This window comes from Streptomyces sp. NPDC058985, assembly GCF_042740985.1.
Taxonomy (GTDB): Bacteria; Actinomycetota; Actinomycetes; order Streptomycetales; family Streptomycetaceae; genus Streptomyces.
This window is the reverse complement of record NZ_JBHYJX010000002.1, coordinates 233,292-248,553: the sequence shown is the minus strand read 5'-3', so window position 1 is coordinate 248,553 and position 15,262 is coordinate 233,292. Positions and strand designations below refer to the sequence as shown.

The following is a 15,262-nucleotide window of genomic DNA, read 5'->3' as shown; positions in this document are numbered from 1 at the left end:
ACTGATCCGTCGATGCGACTGCTGCTCATTCGGCACGGCCAGACCCCGTCCAACCTCAAGCACCTGCTGGACACGGCCGCACCCGGCCCGGCGCTGACCCCGCTGGGGCAGGAGCAGGCGGACGCGCTGCCTCAGGCGCTGGCGGCGGAGCGGATCGACGCCCTCTACGCGTCGACGCTGCTGCGCACCCGGCTCACCGCGGCGCCGCTGGCGGCCCGGACGGGTCTGGAGATCGTGGTGCGGGACGGCATCCGGGAGCTGTCCGCCGGTGATCTGGAGATGCGGGGCGACCGGGAGGCCGTCGAGACGTACCTGACCACCGCGCTCGCCTGGTCGGCGGGGGACACCGCGCGCCGTGTGCCGGGCGGGGAGAACGGCGTGGAGGCGCTGGCCCGTTTCGACGCCGTGGTCGAGGAGGCCGCGGCCACCGGGGCCGGGACCGTGGCCATGGTCAGTCACGGCGCCGTGATCCGTACGTGGACGGCGGCCCGGGCGAAGAACGTCGACGCCGGCTTCGCCGCCGCCCACGGGCTGGGGAACACCGGTGTCGTCGTCCTGTCCGGCGCCCCGGACGCGGGGTGGCGCGTCCTGCACTGGGAGGGCCGGCCCGTCGGCCCCGAGGACGGCGGCCCGCGCGAGGGCGGTCCCGCCGGGGAGAGCGTCCAGGACGCCGCCGGCTGACCGCCGGGGGCCCGCGGGCCGGCCGCCGGTCAGGACTCCGGGCACTCCTTCCACGCCAGGTGGTACACGGTGCTGATGTCGCCGTCCGTCGAGTCCATCGTCATGAAGCTCACCTTGGCGGGGTCGGACGTGCCCGTGCTCACCCGCAGCTCCGTGTTGATGTTGAAGTTGCGCTGCACCCCGCAGGGCGCCCAGACCAGCTGGGCCCAGTCGGTGGTGTCGGTGGCCTGCCAGTTGTCGTTGAGCGGGCCGCCGAAGGGGTGGGTGCGGAACTCCGTGTTCGGGGAGCCCTGGAAGTAGTACGAGGCCCGCTGGGTGCCCCTGGCGCCGGGCTGGAGGGCGGCGAAGCCGCGGTAGTCCGCGCTGGCGACGGCGTAGGTGAAGCCCTGCGGGACGTGGACGAGCAGGTTGAGCTGGCAGTTCTTGCGGAAGTCGGTGGGCGCGGAGTCGCCGCCCGCCTGGGCGAGGTAGTCGCTGTAGGTGACGGTGAACGCGGTGTTGTCCTCGGAGACGGCGACGGCCGCCGTGCCCTGCGGACAGCCGGAGCCGTTCACCGTGGCGACCTTGATGACGATCTTGTCCGGCGGCGGGTCCTCGAACCCGCCGGACGGCTGGTGCTGCGCGGGCAGCGCGGAGGTGAGCAGTGCGGCGATGGTGCCGCTCAGGAGCAGGCCCGTGGCCATGGGTCTCCCATCCCGGTCAGTGGGGGGGTGGATGTTGTTTAATGCGTTGGCCATCTACACGTGTTCTGCACATGACATTCACGCAACGCCCGCATCGTAGGGACCCCCGCCCGGGTGCGGACAGATGCCTCCCCGGCCATTCACACCGGCCGGTTCCCACCCCGTGCGGCCTGGCCGGCGCCTCGCGCGCCGACCGGTACCCGCCGGAGACCGCCGAGGATCCCCTCCAGACATGTGTGCGGAATGTCCCGGCCGGCGGCCACGTCCGCCGCCTGGACCGGCCGGTCGTCCTGCTGGACGGCCGGTTCCGGTACTGCCCGCACCGGGTGGTCCGCACGCGCCGGGATCCACATACCGGCCATCGCGGGGTCCGCTGGAAGAATGGCCGGGCACAGGAGAGGTCCCGCTCACGCGGCAGCACCAGAAGCACGGCAACAGGAGAGGCTCCCTTGGAGCTCAGCAGTCTCAGCAGACGAGCGTTCAGCGCCCTCGCGGGCACCACCGTCCTCGGGCTCTCGCTCGGCGGCAGCGTGAGCGGCGCGGCGACGGCCGGTCCCCCCGGCCCCGTGCCCACCGGCCCGCCGCCCGGGCCGCCCGGCGCCGACGGGCTGCGCCACCGGGTCGCCCTGGACCGGTACTCCCTGCTGGTGGACGGCAGACGGCTGTCGCTGTGGTCCGGTGAGCTGCACCCCTTCCGGCTGCCCAGCCCGTCCCTGTGGCGGGACGTGCTCCAGAAGATGCGGGCGTACGGCCACAACGCGGTCAGCGTCCGCCTCGCCTGGAACCAGCACTCCCCCGCCCCGGGCGCGTACGACTTCACCGGCGTCCGCGATCTCGACCTGTTCCTGCGGACGGCCGCGGAGAGCAGTCTGTACGTCGTCGTCCACCCCGGCCCGTACATCGGCGCCGACGTGGACGCGGGCGGCCTGCCCGGCTGGCTGGCGGCCACCGGGGCCCGGCCCAGGACCACCGACCCCGCGTACCTGCGCCACGCCGACGAGTGGCTGAGCCGGGTCAACGCGGTCGTCGCCCGGCACCAGTTCACCCGGGGCACCGGCACCGTCCTGCTCTACCGGGCCGACGCCCCCGAGCGCGCCGACCTGACCCACCTGCACGAGCGGATCCGCGCCGACGGCATCGACGTACCCCTGCTGCACGCCGGGACCACCCTCGCCTGGGACGAGGCGGAGCGGACCCGGGACGCCGCCGAGGCGCGGCGGGTGCACCTCGACGGCCTGGCACGCGGGACCACGCTGCACAACGTCCACATGGCGTACGGCGGCACCTCGTGGGGCTGGCTGCCCGCGCCGTCGGCGCCCACCCCCACCTACGACCCGGCCGCCGCCATCGACGAGGCACGCCGGCCCACCGCCGAACTCGCCCCGCTCCACCAGCTCGGGCACCTGCTGCGCCACGTCCCCGACTTCACCCGGCTCGACGAGGCGGCCGAGGTCCGGGCCGCGGACGCCCGCGTCCAGGTGCGGCACCTGGCCAACCCGGACACCGGCGCCCACGCCTACGTGCTGCGCAACGACTCCGCCGCCGCCGTCACCTCCACCGTCCCGATGGACGGGACCGACGTCGAGGTCACCGTCCCCGCCCGCGACGCCAAGCTGCTCGCCACCGGCCTCCACCTGGGCGCGGGACGGAAACTGGCGTACGCCACCGTGCAGCCCATGCTGTCCCTGAGCGTGGGGCGGGTGGACATCGCCGCCTTCGTGGGGCGGGCCGGGGAGATGGCGCACCTGGTCCTCGACTGCCCCTCGGAGCCCTGGCCGACCCGGCTGGACGAGGAGGCCGCCTGGGCGTTCGACCACGGGAAGCTGCATGTGACGGTGCCGCTCAAGGAGGACCGGCTGACCCGGGTGCGGGTGCGCGGCGCCGATTCCGACCGCGCCCTGCTGCTGCTCCTCGCCGACGACGCCGCCTCACTGCGGCTGTGGCCGTACGAGACGCCGTCGGGCCGGGTCCTGGTCCGCGGCCCGGAGCTGCTGCGCGAGGCAGTGCTGGACGGGGACACGATCCGGCTGACCGGTGACACAGCCGACGAGCGCGAGCTGGAGGTGTGGGCGCCGCGCGGCATCGGCCGGGTCACCTGGAACGGCACGGCGGTGCAGGCGTCCTTCGGCCGCGCCCAGAGCCTGATGACGGTGTGGCCGCTGCCCGGCGTGCCCGAGGTGGCGCTGCCCGAACTCGACGGCTGGCGGCGGCGGACCGAGAACCCCGAGTCCGCGCCGGAGTACGGCGACTCGGGGTGGACGGTCGCCGACCGGCGGACCTCGCACAGCACCACCCCGGTGCCCGGCGGACAGCCCGTGCTCTTCGCCGACGACTACGGCTACCACTACGGCGACGTCTGGTACCGCGCCCGCCTCACCGGGGCCGCCGGCCTGAAGTCGGTGGCCCTGTCCTACGCCACCGGCGCGCGCGGCCTGCTGATGGCGTGGCTGGACGGCGAACCGCTGGGCGTCCACCGTCCGGACGACGGCGACGGGCCGGACACCTGGACCGGCACGGCCGGACTGGGCGTGCCGGCGGGTCTGCGCGCGACCCGGCGGGAGCGTGCCGACGGCGGCGACTCGGCCGTCCTGTCCGTCCTGGTGCGGCGCACCCAGCACGGCCAGGACGACCCGCGGGCGGCCCGCGGACTGACGTCGGCCGCCTTCGAGGGGGCCGCGCCGGACGTGCGCTGGCGGATCCGGGGCGCGGTCGCACCCGACCCCGTGCGCGGGCCGCTCAACCACGGCGGGCTGTACGGGGAACGGCACGGCTGGTATCTGCCGGGGTACGACGACGGCGACTGGGAGAAGGCGTCCCCGGCGGACCTCCCGCGCGAGGACCGGCGCCAGGGCGTGACCTGGTACCGGACCACGTTCCGGCTGGACGTGCCGCCGGAGGTGGACGCCTCGGTCGGCCTCGTCCTCGACGACGCCCCGGAAGGCGACCACCGCGTCCAGGTCTTCCTGAACGGCTGGAACATGGGCGAGTACGCGTCCGGCCGCACCGGCGCGGCCCACACCTTCGTCCTGCCGAACGGCATCCTGCGCACCCGGGCCGCCGCCAACACCCTGGCCCTGGCGGTACTGGCCGACGGCGAGTCGGCGCCGGGGCCCGGGACGGTACGGCTGGAGCTGCTGGGCAGCGCGGCCGGAGGGGTACCGGTGAAGCCGGTCGCCTCCCCCGGCCGGCGCCGCGACTGACCGGGCCGGGGCTCAGCGCAGCCGGATCACGTTCCAGGACAGCGGCTCCAGTACGGCGGTCAGGGTGCCGTCCCGCAGCGCGGTGCCGTCCACCGGGTGCGGGACGACCCGTTCGGGTTCGGCGAGCGTGTTGCGGGCGTCCGGGTCGGCGTCCGCGAGGGCGCTGTGCTCGACGACGTCCGTCAGCTCCAGGGCGCCGAGGGCGACGTCCAGTGGCAGCGGCTCGGTGCGGGAGCGGTTGACGGCGAAGACGGTGACCGAGCCGTCCTCGGCGCGCACGGCCGTCGCGTGCAGCAGATCGGCCTCGCCGTACTTCGCCGTCCCGTACGTCGGTGAGTCCACCCGCACGTCGAGGACCTCGCCGCGGCCGTACCGCGAGGCCTGCGCGAACGGGAAGAACGTGGTCTGGCGCCAGGCCGGGCCGCCCGGCTCGGTCATGATCGGGGCGATGACGTTGACGAGCTGGGCGAGGCAGGCGACGGCGACGCGGTCGGCGTGCCGGAGCAGGGCGATGAGGAGCGAGCCGAAGACGACCGCGTCCATGACGCTGTAGTTGTCCTCCAGCAGGCGGGGCGCCTCGGGCCAGTCGAGGGCGCTCACCTCGGCCTGCGACTTCGACATGTACCAGACGTTCCACTCGTCGAAGGAGAGGTTGATGCGCTTCTTCGACTTCAGCCGGGCACCGACGTGGTCGCAGGTGGCGACGACGTTCTCGATGAACGACTCCATGTCCACGGCGGAGGCGAGGAAGGAGTCGACGTCACCGTCGAGCGGCTCGTAGTAGGCGTGCAGGGAGATGTGGTCGACGAGTTCGTACGTCTCCTCGAGGACCGTCGCCTCCCACGCGGCGAAGGTCTCCATGGACTGGCCGGACGAACCGCAGGCGACGAGTTCGACGTCCGGGTCGATCTGGCGCATGGCCCGCGCGGTCTCGGCGGCGAGCCGCCCGTACTCCTCCGCGGTCTTGTGGCCGGTCTGCCAGGGGCCGTCCATCTCGTTGCCGAGGCACCAGAGCCGGATGCCGAAGGGGTCCTTGTCCCCGTGTTCGGCCCGCAGGTCCGACAGCGTGGTGCCGGCGGGGTGGTTGGCGTACTCCTGGAGTTCGAGCGCCTCGGCCACGCCCCGGGTGCCGAGGTTGACCGCCATCATGGGCTCGGCCTGCGGGCCGACCTTCCGCAGGAAGGCGATGTACTCGGACAGGCCGAAGCGGTTGGTCTCCGTGGAGCGCCAGGCCAGGTCGAGGCGGCGGGGGCGGTCCTCGGCCGGGCCGACCGAGTCCTCCCACTTGTACCCGGAGACGAAGTTGCCGCCGGGGTAGCGGACGGCGGTGACGCCGAGTTCCCGGACGAGGTCCAGTACGTCCTGGCGCAGCCCGTCGGCGTCCGCGGCGGGGTGTCCGGGTTCGAAGACGCCGGTGTACACGCAGCGGCCGAGGTGCTCGACGAAGGAGCCGAAGAGGCGGGGGTCGACCTCACCGATGGTGAAGGCGGGGTCGAGGGTGAAGCGGGCGGTTCGCATGGTGTCCTTTCGAAGGAGGCTCCGGCTACTGGCCGGCGAGGCCCGTGTGGGCCACGCCCGCGACGATCTGGCGCTGGAAGAAGACGAAGACGACGATCAGGGGGAGGCCCGCCATCAGGCCGCCGGCCATGAGCTGGGCCCACTGGATGCCGTAGGAGTTCATGACGGTCGCGATGCCGTTGGGCATGGTCATCAGGTCGGGGTTGTTGGTGACCATGTACGGCCACAGGAAGTTGTTCCACGAGCTGATGAAGGTGAAGATGCCGACCGCCGCCAGCGAGGGGCGGGACAGCGGCACGATGACGGTGAAGAAGACCCGCCAGCGGCCCGCGCCGTCGATGAAGGCGGCCTCCTCCAGTTCGCGCGGGACGCCCTGGAAGAACTTGTAGAGGATGTAGACCATCGCGGCGGGCGCGCACTGCGGCAGGATCATCCCCCAGTAGGTGTCGACCATGCCCATCTGCTGGACGCTGGTGAACAGCGGGACGCCGAGGACGGCCGGGGAGATCATGAGGCCGGCCATCACCGTCCCCATCAGGACGCCCTTGCCCCGGAACTCGGTGCGGGCGAAGCCGTAGCCGGCGAGTGCGGAGACCAGCAGCACGACGGTCGTCACGCACACCGACACCACCAGGGAGTTGACGAACCAGTCGGTGATGTTGCCGGTCTCGAAGAGGGCCTGCCACGCCTGGCCCGTCCAGTCCTCGGGCAGCCAGTGGGCCGGCACCTGGACGGCCTCGGTCTCCGACTTGAGCGAGGTGAACAGGGCCCACGCGAGCGGGGCGAGGAACACCGCGGAGACGGCGGTGCCGAGCAGGGTGAGCGCGATCTGGCCGGGCGTCCAGGGCCTGCGGGGTCCGGTCGGGGTCTGCGTCGCCGCGGTGGTCATCGGCCGCCCTCCTCACGGTTGCGCAGCAGCCACATCCGGGCGAGGGCGACGGCCGCGATGAGCACGAAGAAGATGATGGAGATCGCGGAGGCGTAGCCCACGCGGTAGCTGGTGAAGCCCTGTTCGAGGGTGTACTGCACGAAGGTGCGGGTCGATTCCTCGGGGCCCGGTCCGAAGTCCTGCATCACGACGGCCTGGTCGAAGACCTGGAGCGAGGCGAGGATCTGGAGGGCGACGACGAGGCCGGTGATGTTGCGCAGCATCGGCAGGGTGATGTGGACCGTGCGGTGCCAGGCGTTGGCGCCGTCCAGCCTGGCGGCCTCGTAGAGGTGCGCGGGGATGCCCTGGAGGGCGGCGAGGTAGAGCAGGAAGCTGAAGCCGACGGTCCACCACAGGGTGGTGATGACGACGGCGAGCATCGCGTACGACTTGTCGGTCAGCCAGGGCGTCTCGAGGCCGAAGACGTGGTTGACCATGCCGGTGCCGGGGTTGAACAGCCACTGCCAGAGGTTGGCGGCGACGGTGGACGGCAGCAGGAACGGCAGGAAGAAGCAGAGCCGCCACAGCCACTTGCCGCGCTCGATGTGGTGGGCGAGCATCGCGAGGAGGAAGGCGAGGACGGTGATGCAGGGCACGACGAGCAGCGTGAAGTACGCGCTGTGGCCGAGCGCGTCCCACATCAGCGGGTCCTGGAGGGCCTCGCGGTAGTTGTCCAGGCCGACGAAGCGCGCCTCGTCGCCGGAGATGTTGGCGTCGGTGAAGCTGAGGTAGAGACCGCGCAGCAGCGGCCAGACGACGAAGAGCGCGAAGAGCGCGAGGAACGGGGCGACGAACCAGCCGCCGTGCTGGAAGCCCTGGCGGCGGCGGAGCGTGGCGCCGGCGACGGCGGTCCTCGCGCGCGCCGGGCGGACGATCGTCTCGGCGCCGGCGGCGGTCATGCGGCACCTCCCCGCGCGGCGGTGCCGTCCATGGGGTTCTTCATGGCGAGCAGTTCGGCGAGTGTGCTCCGCATCCGGCGGGCGGCGGTCTCGGGCTTGGCCGAGCCCGTGGTGGAGGAGACGACGACCGGGCCGACGCGCTGGGCGAGGATGCCGGTGGACCCGGCGAACCACACCTTCGGCTCGGTGGCCTGGTGGTCCATCGCCGAGACGTACTCGTTCTGCGGACGCAGCGCGCGGTAGGCGGCCGTGGACAGGGTCGGGGTGTACGCGGGGATGTGGCCGCCGGCCGCCCACTGCCGGGCGTGCCGGACGACGTAGGCGGCGAGGCGGTGCGCGCCCTCGTTGGCGGCGCCCCCGCGGTCCGACTGGTGGGGCAGGACGAAGGCGTGGGACTCGGCGTGGGTGGCCCGCCTGCCGAAGACGGGCGGCAACGGGGCCGCCCCGTAGTCGAGTTCCGCGGCGTCGAAGACCGGCACGGACCAGTTGCCCTCCCAGGCGAACGGGGACCCGTTGACGAACTGCTCGGCGCCCGCGGTGCCGCCGAAGCCGGGGTTGGCGTAGCCGTCGGCGACGTGCCGGCGCAGGAACTCCAGGACCCGGGTGGCCTTGTCGGTGTCGAAGGTGACCTCGGTGCGGGCGTCGTCGAACCAGGTGCCGCCGAGCTGGGTGTAGAAGGCGACGAAGAACCACCACTGGAAGTTCTGGTCGCTGTGCCACAGGCCGATGGTCTGCAGGCCCTTCGCGGTGGCCTTCCTGGCCTCCTTCAGCACGTCGAACCACGCCTCGGTGGAGGTGACGGGCACCATCCGGCCGTCCTCGCCGAGCAGGCCCGCCTTCTTCAGCACGTCCCTGCGGTAGAAGCAGAGCTGGACGTGGATGTCGAGCGGCAGGGCGTAGAGCCTGCCGTCGATGACGGCGCGCTTCCACAGCTCGGGGTTGAAGTCCTCCTCCCGCACCCCGTACTTGGCGAGCAGTGCGGGGTCCCAGGGGTCCAGGAGGCGGCCGGGCGAGAAGCCGGTGACGCGGCCCAGGTGCATGACGCCGAGGTCCGGCGCGCGGTTGCCGGCCGCCGCCATGGCGAGCTTGGTGTAGAAGGGGCTGCCCCACTGGAGGGTCGAGTCCTTCACGTCGATGCCCGGGTTGTCCCTGCGGAACGCGTCCAGCATGGCGATCATGTTGTAGCCGTCGCCGCCGCTGAAGAGGTTCCAGTAGCGCACGCGGGTGTCCGCTCCGGAGGCGAGTGCGTCGGCCCCGGTGCCGAGCGCCGCGAAGCCGAAGCTGGCCGCGACCGTGAGGCCGCCCGCCGCGGCCAGGAAGTGCCTGCGATCCAGGCCAGGTCGTCCCATGCCCTGCCCTATCTGTTCGACGTCTGTCCGACATCTGCCCGACAGTGGACTGTTCGAGATTTCGAATATCGCTCGTAACTTCGAACGGGACCGTAGGTGTGAAGCGCTTTCACGTCAATGGTTCGGGCAGGAACTCGGGCCGGCCCTCCGGAATCCGGCCCTCCGGACAACGGAACTCGCCTGACGCGGACACGTCCGGCCGCGTAGGCTCGTACGGCCTTGGATGCGGCTGCGAGCGAGAGCGGAGGGACGCGATGGAGTCCGCGGGCGCGGCCACGGGTCCGGCCTCGTTCCTCAGCGCCTTCTACACGTCCTACTGGTGGATCCCCGCCGCGGTCCTGGCCACCGCCCTGGCGATCAAACTGCCGACGATCATCCGGCTCTGGAAGGACCCGCTGCTGCGCGCGGTCGGCGGTCTGCTGCTGCTGGCCTGCGCGGTGTTCGTGTTCGTCGCCCCCTCGACCATCGTCTGGGTCAACCGCGTCACCGGCGTGCCGAACATCTCGGCGCCCTGGGTGTACTCGCTGCTCACCGCGTTCTGCGGATCCTGCCTGGTGCTGATCATCGCCTGGCGCGACGGACTGTCCGAAGGCTCGGCCCCGACCCGCCGGGCCACCCGCTGGGTCGTCTCCGTCTACGGCGGCGTGATCGTCGCGCTCTGGGTGCTGTTCGCCCTCGCCGACGTGCCCGTGGAGCGCACCCGGGACCTGGACACCTACTACGCCAACACGCCCTTCATGCGCGAGGAGATCCTGCTCTACCTCCTCGCGCACACCACCGCCGTCCTCATCACCTCACGGCTGATCTGGAACTGGATCCGCACCGGCGGATTCGACGCCTGGCTGCGCCGGGGCCTGCGCTTCCTGGGGATCGGCTACGCACTCAACCTGGCCTTCGACGCCGCCAAGCTCACCGCCGTCGTGGCCCGCTGGACCGGCAACGACCTGGACTGGCTCAGCCTGGACGTGGCCCCGGCCCTGGCCTGTCTGTCCGCGGTGTCGATCGCGGTCGGCTTCATCCTGCCGCACGCCGGCCAGTACCTGCGCGAGCGGCGGCGGATCCGGCTGGCCCACCGCGAACTGCGGCCGCTGTACCGGCTGATGCGCTCCGTACACGGCTCCGGGGTGCCGTTCGTCCTGCGGGCCAGCCCCGAACTGCGCCTGACCCGCCGCGAGACCTTCATCCGCGACGTCCTGCTCCCGCTGGCCCGCCGCTCCGACGAACGGCTGGGCGCGCGCTCGTACCGCGCCGCCCTCGGTCTCGGGTACGCCCCGGAGCGGGCGAAGGCGCTAGCCGCGGCCGTGGTGGTCCTCGACACGGTCGAGGCCCGTCCCGGCACGGACGACGGCGGCGGGGGCGGGGGCGGCGAGGACAGCCGTGGCGAACCCGACACCACGGACCTCCTGAGCGGAATCGGGGCCGTATCCCGCGCCCTCGGCCACCCCGAGGCGCTCCGTGAGGTCCGGGCACGCGCGATGGCACCCGGGGACACCATGGCGGTCACCGAGTGACCGGGACGGACCTGGAACTGGCCCGGACGGCCCCCGTCTTGGCATATTGCACTGGTGACCGAGCGGCAGCCGGGGAAACGGGGAGACAGCGGTGCGTACCAGGAAGGAGATGCGTCGCCTCGCTGACGCCCTCATCGACCCCATCCGGGTCCCCGTGCCGGCCGATCCCGAGGTGCTGTTCGAGGCGCTCGTCGCGTCCGTGAGCGCGTGGCGGGGCCGCGAGGTGGTCGTGCACCGGGCGGCGTTCCCGCCGCACACTGCGAGCGGGCTCTGGCTGGAGCGGGAGCACCACGACGACATCGTGGTGGACGAACGCGCCGCGGTGTGGCACCAGATCGTCATCCTCTGCCACGAGGTGTGGCACATGAGCCGGCGGCGGGCGGAGGCGGACGGCGCCCCGGGCGGCCTGCCCCGGCCGGTGGCCGCGCGCACCGACTTCTCCCTGGCCGAGGAGCAGGAGGCGGACCGCTTCGGCATGCTGATGGGCGGCCGGCTGCGCACCTGGCTGGAGGCCTCCACCGACTCGGTGTTCGCGGCGGAGGGCGACGGACCGGAGGACCCGCCCGACCTCGCCGGACGCATCGGCGCCGCGCTCAACTACCGCGGGACGACCAGATGAACGGGCTGATCAACTACGTCAGCTGCGGAGTGCTGTGGCTCTGCCTGGTGGTCAAGGCGCCCGACCTGCTGCGGCACCGGCGCGATCCGTACCTGGGCGCCATCTGCGCGGTACTGGGGCTCGCCGGGCTCTGCTTCCTGCTCGGTGCGCCGCCTACGGTCGGCGCCGTCAACCGGCTCAGCGGAGTACCCAACCTCGCGGCGCCGCTCACCTACGCGGCCATCACCGGGTACTGCGCCGCCTCCCAGGTCCTCATCGTGCGCTGGCGGGGCGGGCCCCGGGTGGACAGGACGGTGCGCCGGTGGACGCTCGCCTACGCCGCCGTGGTCCTCGGCGTCGGGGTGCTGTTCGCGCTGGGCGACGCGCCCGTGGAGCGCCGTACCGACCTGGACACCTACTACGCGACGACCCCGTTCATCGCCCAGATGATCGTGCTGTACCTGGTCGCGCACCTCACCGCGGTCACCGTCACGACCTTCTCGGCGCTGCGCTGGGCGCGGCGGGTGCGGGGCGGGCTGCGCGCGGGCCTGACCCTCCTCGGCGCCGGTGCGCTGTGCGGCGCCGGGTACAGCACGGCCAAGCTCGTCGCGGTGGGGGCGCGCTGGTCCGGGCGGGACTGGTCGGCGCTGGGCACCGCTGTCTCCCCGGCCGCCGCCGGGCTCGGCGCCCTGCTGACGGTCGTCGGCGTGCTCGTCCCGCTGGTGGCGCCCCGGGTGACCGAGTGGCGGCGGGCGGGGCGGGCCTACGCCCGGCTCGGGCCGCTGGAGCGGGTCCTCGACGACCTGCTCACCCGGCGGGCGCTGCGGCTGCCCCGGCCCCGGTTCGCCTCGCCCGCCACCCGCCTGATGTGGCGCCGGACCAGCATCCACAACGCGCTCGGCCATCTGGACGCCTATCTCGACCGGGACCTGTACGACCGGACCCGCGCCGGGGTACTGGCGGCGACGGGCGACCCGGAACGGGCCGAGGCCGCCGCCTGGGCCGCGGCGATCACCGAGGCGGTACGGCGCGAGGCGGATCCGGCACGGGCCGTCGCGGCGGCCGCGGGCGGCGGCTCTCCTCCCGGCGCGTCCCCCGGCTCCCCCGTCGGCCCTCGCCTCGGTCCGGCGCCGGGCCCGGCCGCCCTCGGCCGGATCGCCGACGTGCTGGCCACCGCCCCGCCGGCGCCGGCCCTCGCCGCCGTGCCGAGCGGTACGACCACGGCGGGAACCGCGTGAACGAAACCCCGCAGCAGAGGAGTTGTCCGGCATGAGTCTCGTCGTGTACCTGGCGGCGCTGGTGTTCGGCATGACCTCCGTGCTGCTGTTCCGGCGGCCGCGCACGGCCATGCGCAACCCGCTGACGCTCTCCACCTGTGTGGCGATCGTCCTCGGCGCCCTGGTCTTCGTGTGCGCCGCGCCGGCCACCCTCGCCACCGTCAACGAACTGACCGGCGTCCCCAACTTCGGGGCCCCGCTGACCTACGGGATGCTCTCCGCGTACAGCTGCGCCGTGCTGGTGCTGCTGATCAACTGGCGGGGCGGGCCCCGGGCACGGGTGCGGCGGATGGTGCTGCGCAGCATGGCCGCCTACGGGCTGCTGGTGGTCGCCATCGTCGTGCTGTTCCTGCTCGCCGACGCGGACACCGAGCGGCTGACCGACCTCGACACGTACTACGCGGGTACGCCCTTCATGCGGGAGATGATCCTGCTGTACCTGCTGGGGCACAGCGCGGCGATGCTGGTGATGTGCGCGGTCTGCGTCAAGTGGGGCCGCGAGGTCGGCGGCCTGCTTCAAGTAGGGCTGCGGCTGATCCTGCTGGGCGCGGCGCTGGACGTGGTGGGGTTCCAGCTGACCAAGTACACGGCGGTGGTGGCCCGGTGGACGGGTCACGATCTCGACTTCCTGTCCACCTCGGTGGCCCCGCCGATGGCCTCGCTGGCCGCGCTGCTGTGCTCGGCCGGGTTCGTGCTGCCCCGGCTGCTGCCGCCCGTGGTCGCCCACTGGCGGGGTCTGGACGACTACCGGCGGCTGGATCCGCTGTGGTCGCTGGTGCGTTCGGTGTCCACCGCCCCCAAGCCCCCGGCGACCTGGTGGCAGCTCCCGCGGGCCCGGCTCCAGTGGCGCGAGGTGTCCATCCACGACGCGCTGCTCACGCTGGCGCCGTACTTCGACCACAGGGTCCGTGAGCGGGTGCGGGACACCGCCCTGCGCGCGGGCCGCTCCCCCCACCAGGCCCGGCTGGCGGCGGAGGCCGCCATGCTCACCGACGCGGCGCGCCGGGCCGCCGCGCGCGAGGAACCGCCGCAGGGCGCGGCCAACTACCGGCTGCACGCCACCGAAGTGCCCGGCCCGAGCGGGCTGGTGGAGCTGGCGCAGGCACTTCCCCACCCGCCCGGGCGGGCCACCGCGCCCGACGGCGCGGCACCGTCCGCCACGACCCGAACCCTGACCGAACCCGAGGAGCCCCATGTCGCGTAGAGCTGTCGTCGTCGGTGCCGGTCTGGCCGGCATGCTGGCCGCGGCCGTGCTGTCCGCCACCGGCGTGTACGAGGTGATCGTGCTGGACCGCGACGAGCTGCCGGAGGGGCCGCACCAGCGCCGGGGGCTGCCGCAGGGGCGGCACGCGCATCTGCTGATGACCGGCGGGCTCGCGGCCATGGAGGAGATCGTGCCGGGGGTGAGCCTGCGCAAGCGGCTGCTGGCCGCCGGGGCCCACGAGATATCCCTCAGCTCGGGCATGCTGGCCCTCACCCCGGAGGGCTGGCTGCGCCGGTGGCGGCGCGAGGGGCCGGTCATGCTCACCTGCACCCGGGCGCTGGTGGACTGGACGGTGCGGGGCGCGGTGCTGGAGCAGGCGCGGGTCGAGGTCCGCAGGGCCGCGGTGGTCGGGCTGACCGGGTCCGCGGAGCGGGTGCGCGGCGTGCGGATCGCCGCGCCCGGCGGGGACACGGACCTCGACGCCGACCTGGTCGTCGACGCGAGCGGACGCGGCACCCGGGTGCTCGGCTGGCTGGAGGGCCTCGGGCTGTCCGGCGTCCGGACGCGGACCGTGGACTCGGGGCTGGTCAACGCCTCGCGCGAGTACCGGGTACCGGCCGGGGCGGAGCGGTTCCCGCTGACCATCGTGCAGGCCAACCCGTACACGGGCCGGCCGGCCCGGAGCGCGATGGTCATGCCGGTGGAGGGCGACCGCTGGCTGGTGAGCTGCGGCGGCTCGCGCGGCGGTGAACCGCCGGCCGACCCGGAGGGGTTCCTGCGGTACACGCTCGATCTGCCGGATCCCATCGTGGGGCGGCTGATCTCCGGCGCGGAACCGCTCACGGACATCCAGCTGAGCCGGTCCACCAGCAATGTGCGCCGCTACCTGGAGAAGGCACCGGTCTGGCCCGAGGGCTTCGTGGTCCTCGGTGACGCGCTCGGCACCTTCAACCCGGCCTACGGGCAGGGCATGTCGGTGGCCGCGTTCGGCGCCCGCGTCCTCGGCCGCGAGCTGGACCGGACCGGCGGCGTCGACGCGCCCGGACTCGCCCGGCGGGTGCTGCGGGGCGCGGCCCGCTCGGTGGACGCGGCGTGGTCGATGGCCGTCGGCCAGGACGTCCTCTATCCCGGGGTGCGCGGCGGGCGGCCCGGCGCCACCGACCGGGTGGTGACGGCGTACACCCGGCGGATGACGAGGGCGGCCACCGGTTCCTTCGCGGCTGCCTCGGCGATCTGGGACGTCACGAGCATGCGCACCCCTCCGACCCGCATGTTCCGCCCCGACGCCGCCCTGGCCGCCCTCACGGGCTCACCCCTGCCCCCGCTGTCCGGACCGCCCCTGACTCCGGAGGAACGCGGGGTACTGGGCACGCTGGACCGCACGGGCGCCTGACGGCCCCTCACGCGGAAGCCC

At 73.3% G+C, this 15,262-nt stretch carries 12 protein-coding genes; 7 read left to right on the top strand and 5 right to left on the bottom strand.

Going from position 1 to position 15,262, the window contains the following annotated elements:
• Positions 1-12: 12 nt before the first annotated feature.
• Positions 13-681: a histidine phosphatase family protein gene (locus ACFW01_RS02755; protein ID WP_234954391.1), complete on the top strand. Its 669-nt coding sequence runs from the start codon at positions 13-15 to the stop codon at positions 679-681.
• A gap of 29 nt (positions 682-710) precedes the next feature.
• Here ACFW01_RS02755 and ACFW01_RS02750 read toward each other — a convergent pair whose 3' ends face one another.
• Complete coding sequence (locus ACFW01_RS02750; protein WP_234954393.1) at positions 711-1,364, bottom strand: DUF4360 domain-containing protein; 654 nt, start codon at positions 1,362-1,364, stop codon at positions 711-713.
• A 449-nt stretch (positions 1,365-1,813) separates the two neighbouring features.
• Here ACFW01_RS02750 and ACFW01_RS02745 point away from each other — a divergent pair, with 449 nt between their 5' ends.
• Positions 1,814-4,564, top strand: coding sequence for a beta-galactosidase (locus ACFW01_RS02745; RefSeq protein WP_234954397.1), 2,751 nt, complete (start codon positions 1,814-1,816; stop codon positions 4,562-4,564).
• Between the two features lie 12 nt (positions 4,565-4,576).
• Here ACFW01_RS02745 and ACFW01_RS02740 read toward each other — a convergent pair whose 3' ends face one another.
• Genes ACFW01_RS02740 through ACFW01_RS02725 form a run of 4 tightly spaced genes read right to left on the bottom strand, consistent with a single transcriptional unit; the run spans position 4,577 to position 9,258 of the window.
• A complete protein-coding gene (locus ACFW01_RS02740; RefSeq protein ID WP_234954399.1) occupies positions 4,577-6,082 on the bottom strand; it encodes an alpha-N-arabinofuranosidase in 1,506 nt (501 codons plus the stop codon).
• A 25-nt stretch (positions 6,083-6,107) separates the two neighbouring features.
• Positions 6,108-6,971: a carbohydrate ABC transporter permease gene (locus ACFW01_RS02735; RefSeq protein ID WP_234954401.1), complete on the bottom strand. Its 864-nt coding sequence runs from the start codon at positions 6,969-6,971 to the stop codon at positions 6,108-6,110.
• Positions 6,968-7,909, bottom strand: coding sequence for a carbohydrate ABC transporter permease (locus ACFW01_RS02730; RefSeq protein ID WP_234954403.1), 942 nt, complete (start codon positions 7,907-7,909; stop codon positions 6,968-6,970). Before ACFW01_RS02730 ends, ACFW01_RS02735 begins: the two co-directional genes overlap by 4 nt.
• A complete protein-coding gene (locus ACFW01_RS02725; protein ID WP_234954405.1) occupies positions 7,906-9,258 on the bottom strand; it encodes an extracellular solute-binding protein in 1,353 nt (450 codons plus the stop codon). The genes ACFW01_RS02730 and ACFW01_RS02725 overlap by 4 nt, the downstream gene beginning before the upstream one ends.
• 254 nt (positions 9,259-9,512) lie before the next feature.
• Between ACFW01_RS02725 and ACFW01_RS02720 the strand changes: the two genes are divergently transcribed.
• From ACFW01_RS02720 to ACFW01_RS02700, 5 genes are all read left to right on the top strand, one after another.
• A complete protein-coding gene (locus ACFW01_RS02720) occupies positions 9,513-10,769 on the top strand; it encodes an MAB_1171c family putative transporter (RefSeq protein ID WP_234954407.1) in 1,257 nt (418 codons plus the stop codon).
• Positions 10,770-10,860: 91 nt separating this feature from the next.
• On the top strand, positions 10,861-11,388 hold the full coding sequence (locus ACFW01_RS02715) for a toxin (RefSeq protein ID WP_234954409.1): 528 nt from the start codon (positions 10,861-10,863) through the stop codon (positions 11,386-11,388).
• Complete coding sequence (locus ACFW01_RS02710; RefSeq protein ID WP_234954411.1) at positions 11,385-12,605, top strand: MAB_1171c family putative transporter; 1,221 nt, start codon at positions 11,385-11,387, stop codon at positions 12,603-12,605. The genes ACFW01_RS02715 and ACFW01_RS02710 overlap by 4 nt, the downstream gene beginning before the upstream one ends.
• A 31-nt stretch (positions 12,606-12,636) precedes the next feature.
• Positions 12,637-13,848 (top strand): MAB_1171c family putative transporter, encoded by a 1,212-nt coding sequence (locus tag ACFW01_RS02705; protein ID WP_384502217.1) that lies wholly within the window; start codon positions 12,637-12,639, stop codon positions 13,846-13,848.
• Entirely contained in the window at positions 13,838-15,241 is a 1,404-nt protein-coding gene (locus ACFW01_RS02700) for an FAD-dependent monooxygenase (RefSeq protein ID WP_234954415.1), read from the top strand. The genes ACFW01_RS02705 and ACFW01_RS02700 overlap by 11 nt, the downstream gene beginning before the upstream one ends.
• Positions 15,242-15,262 lie beyond the last annotated feature (21 nt).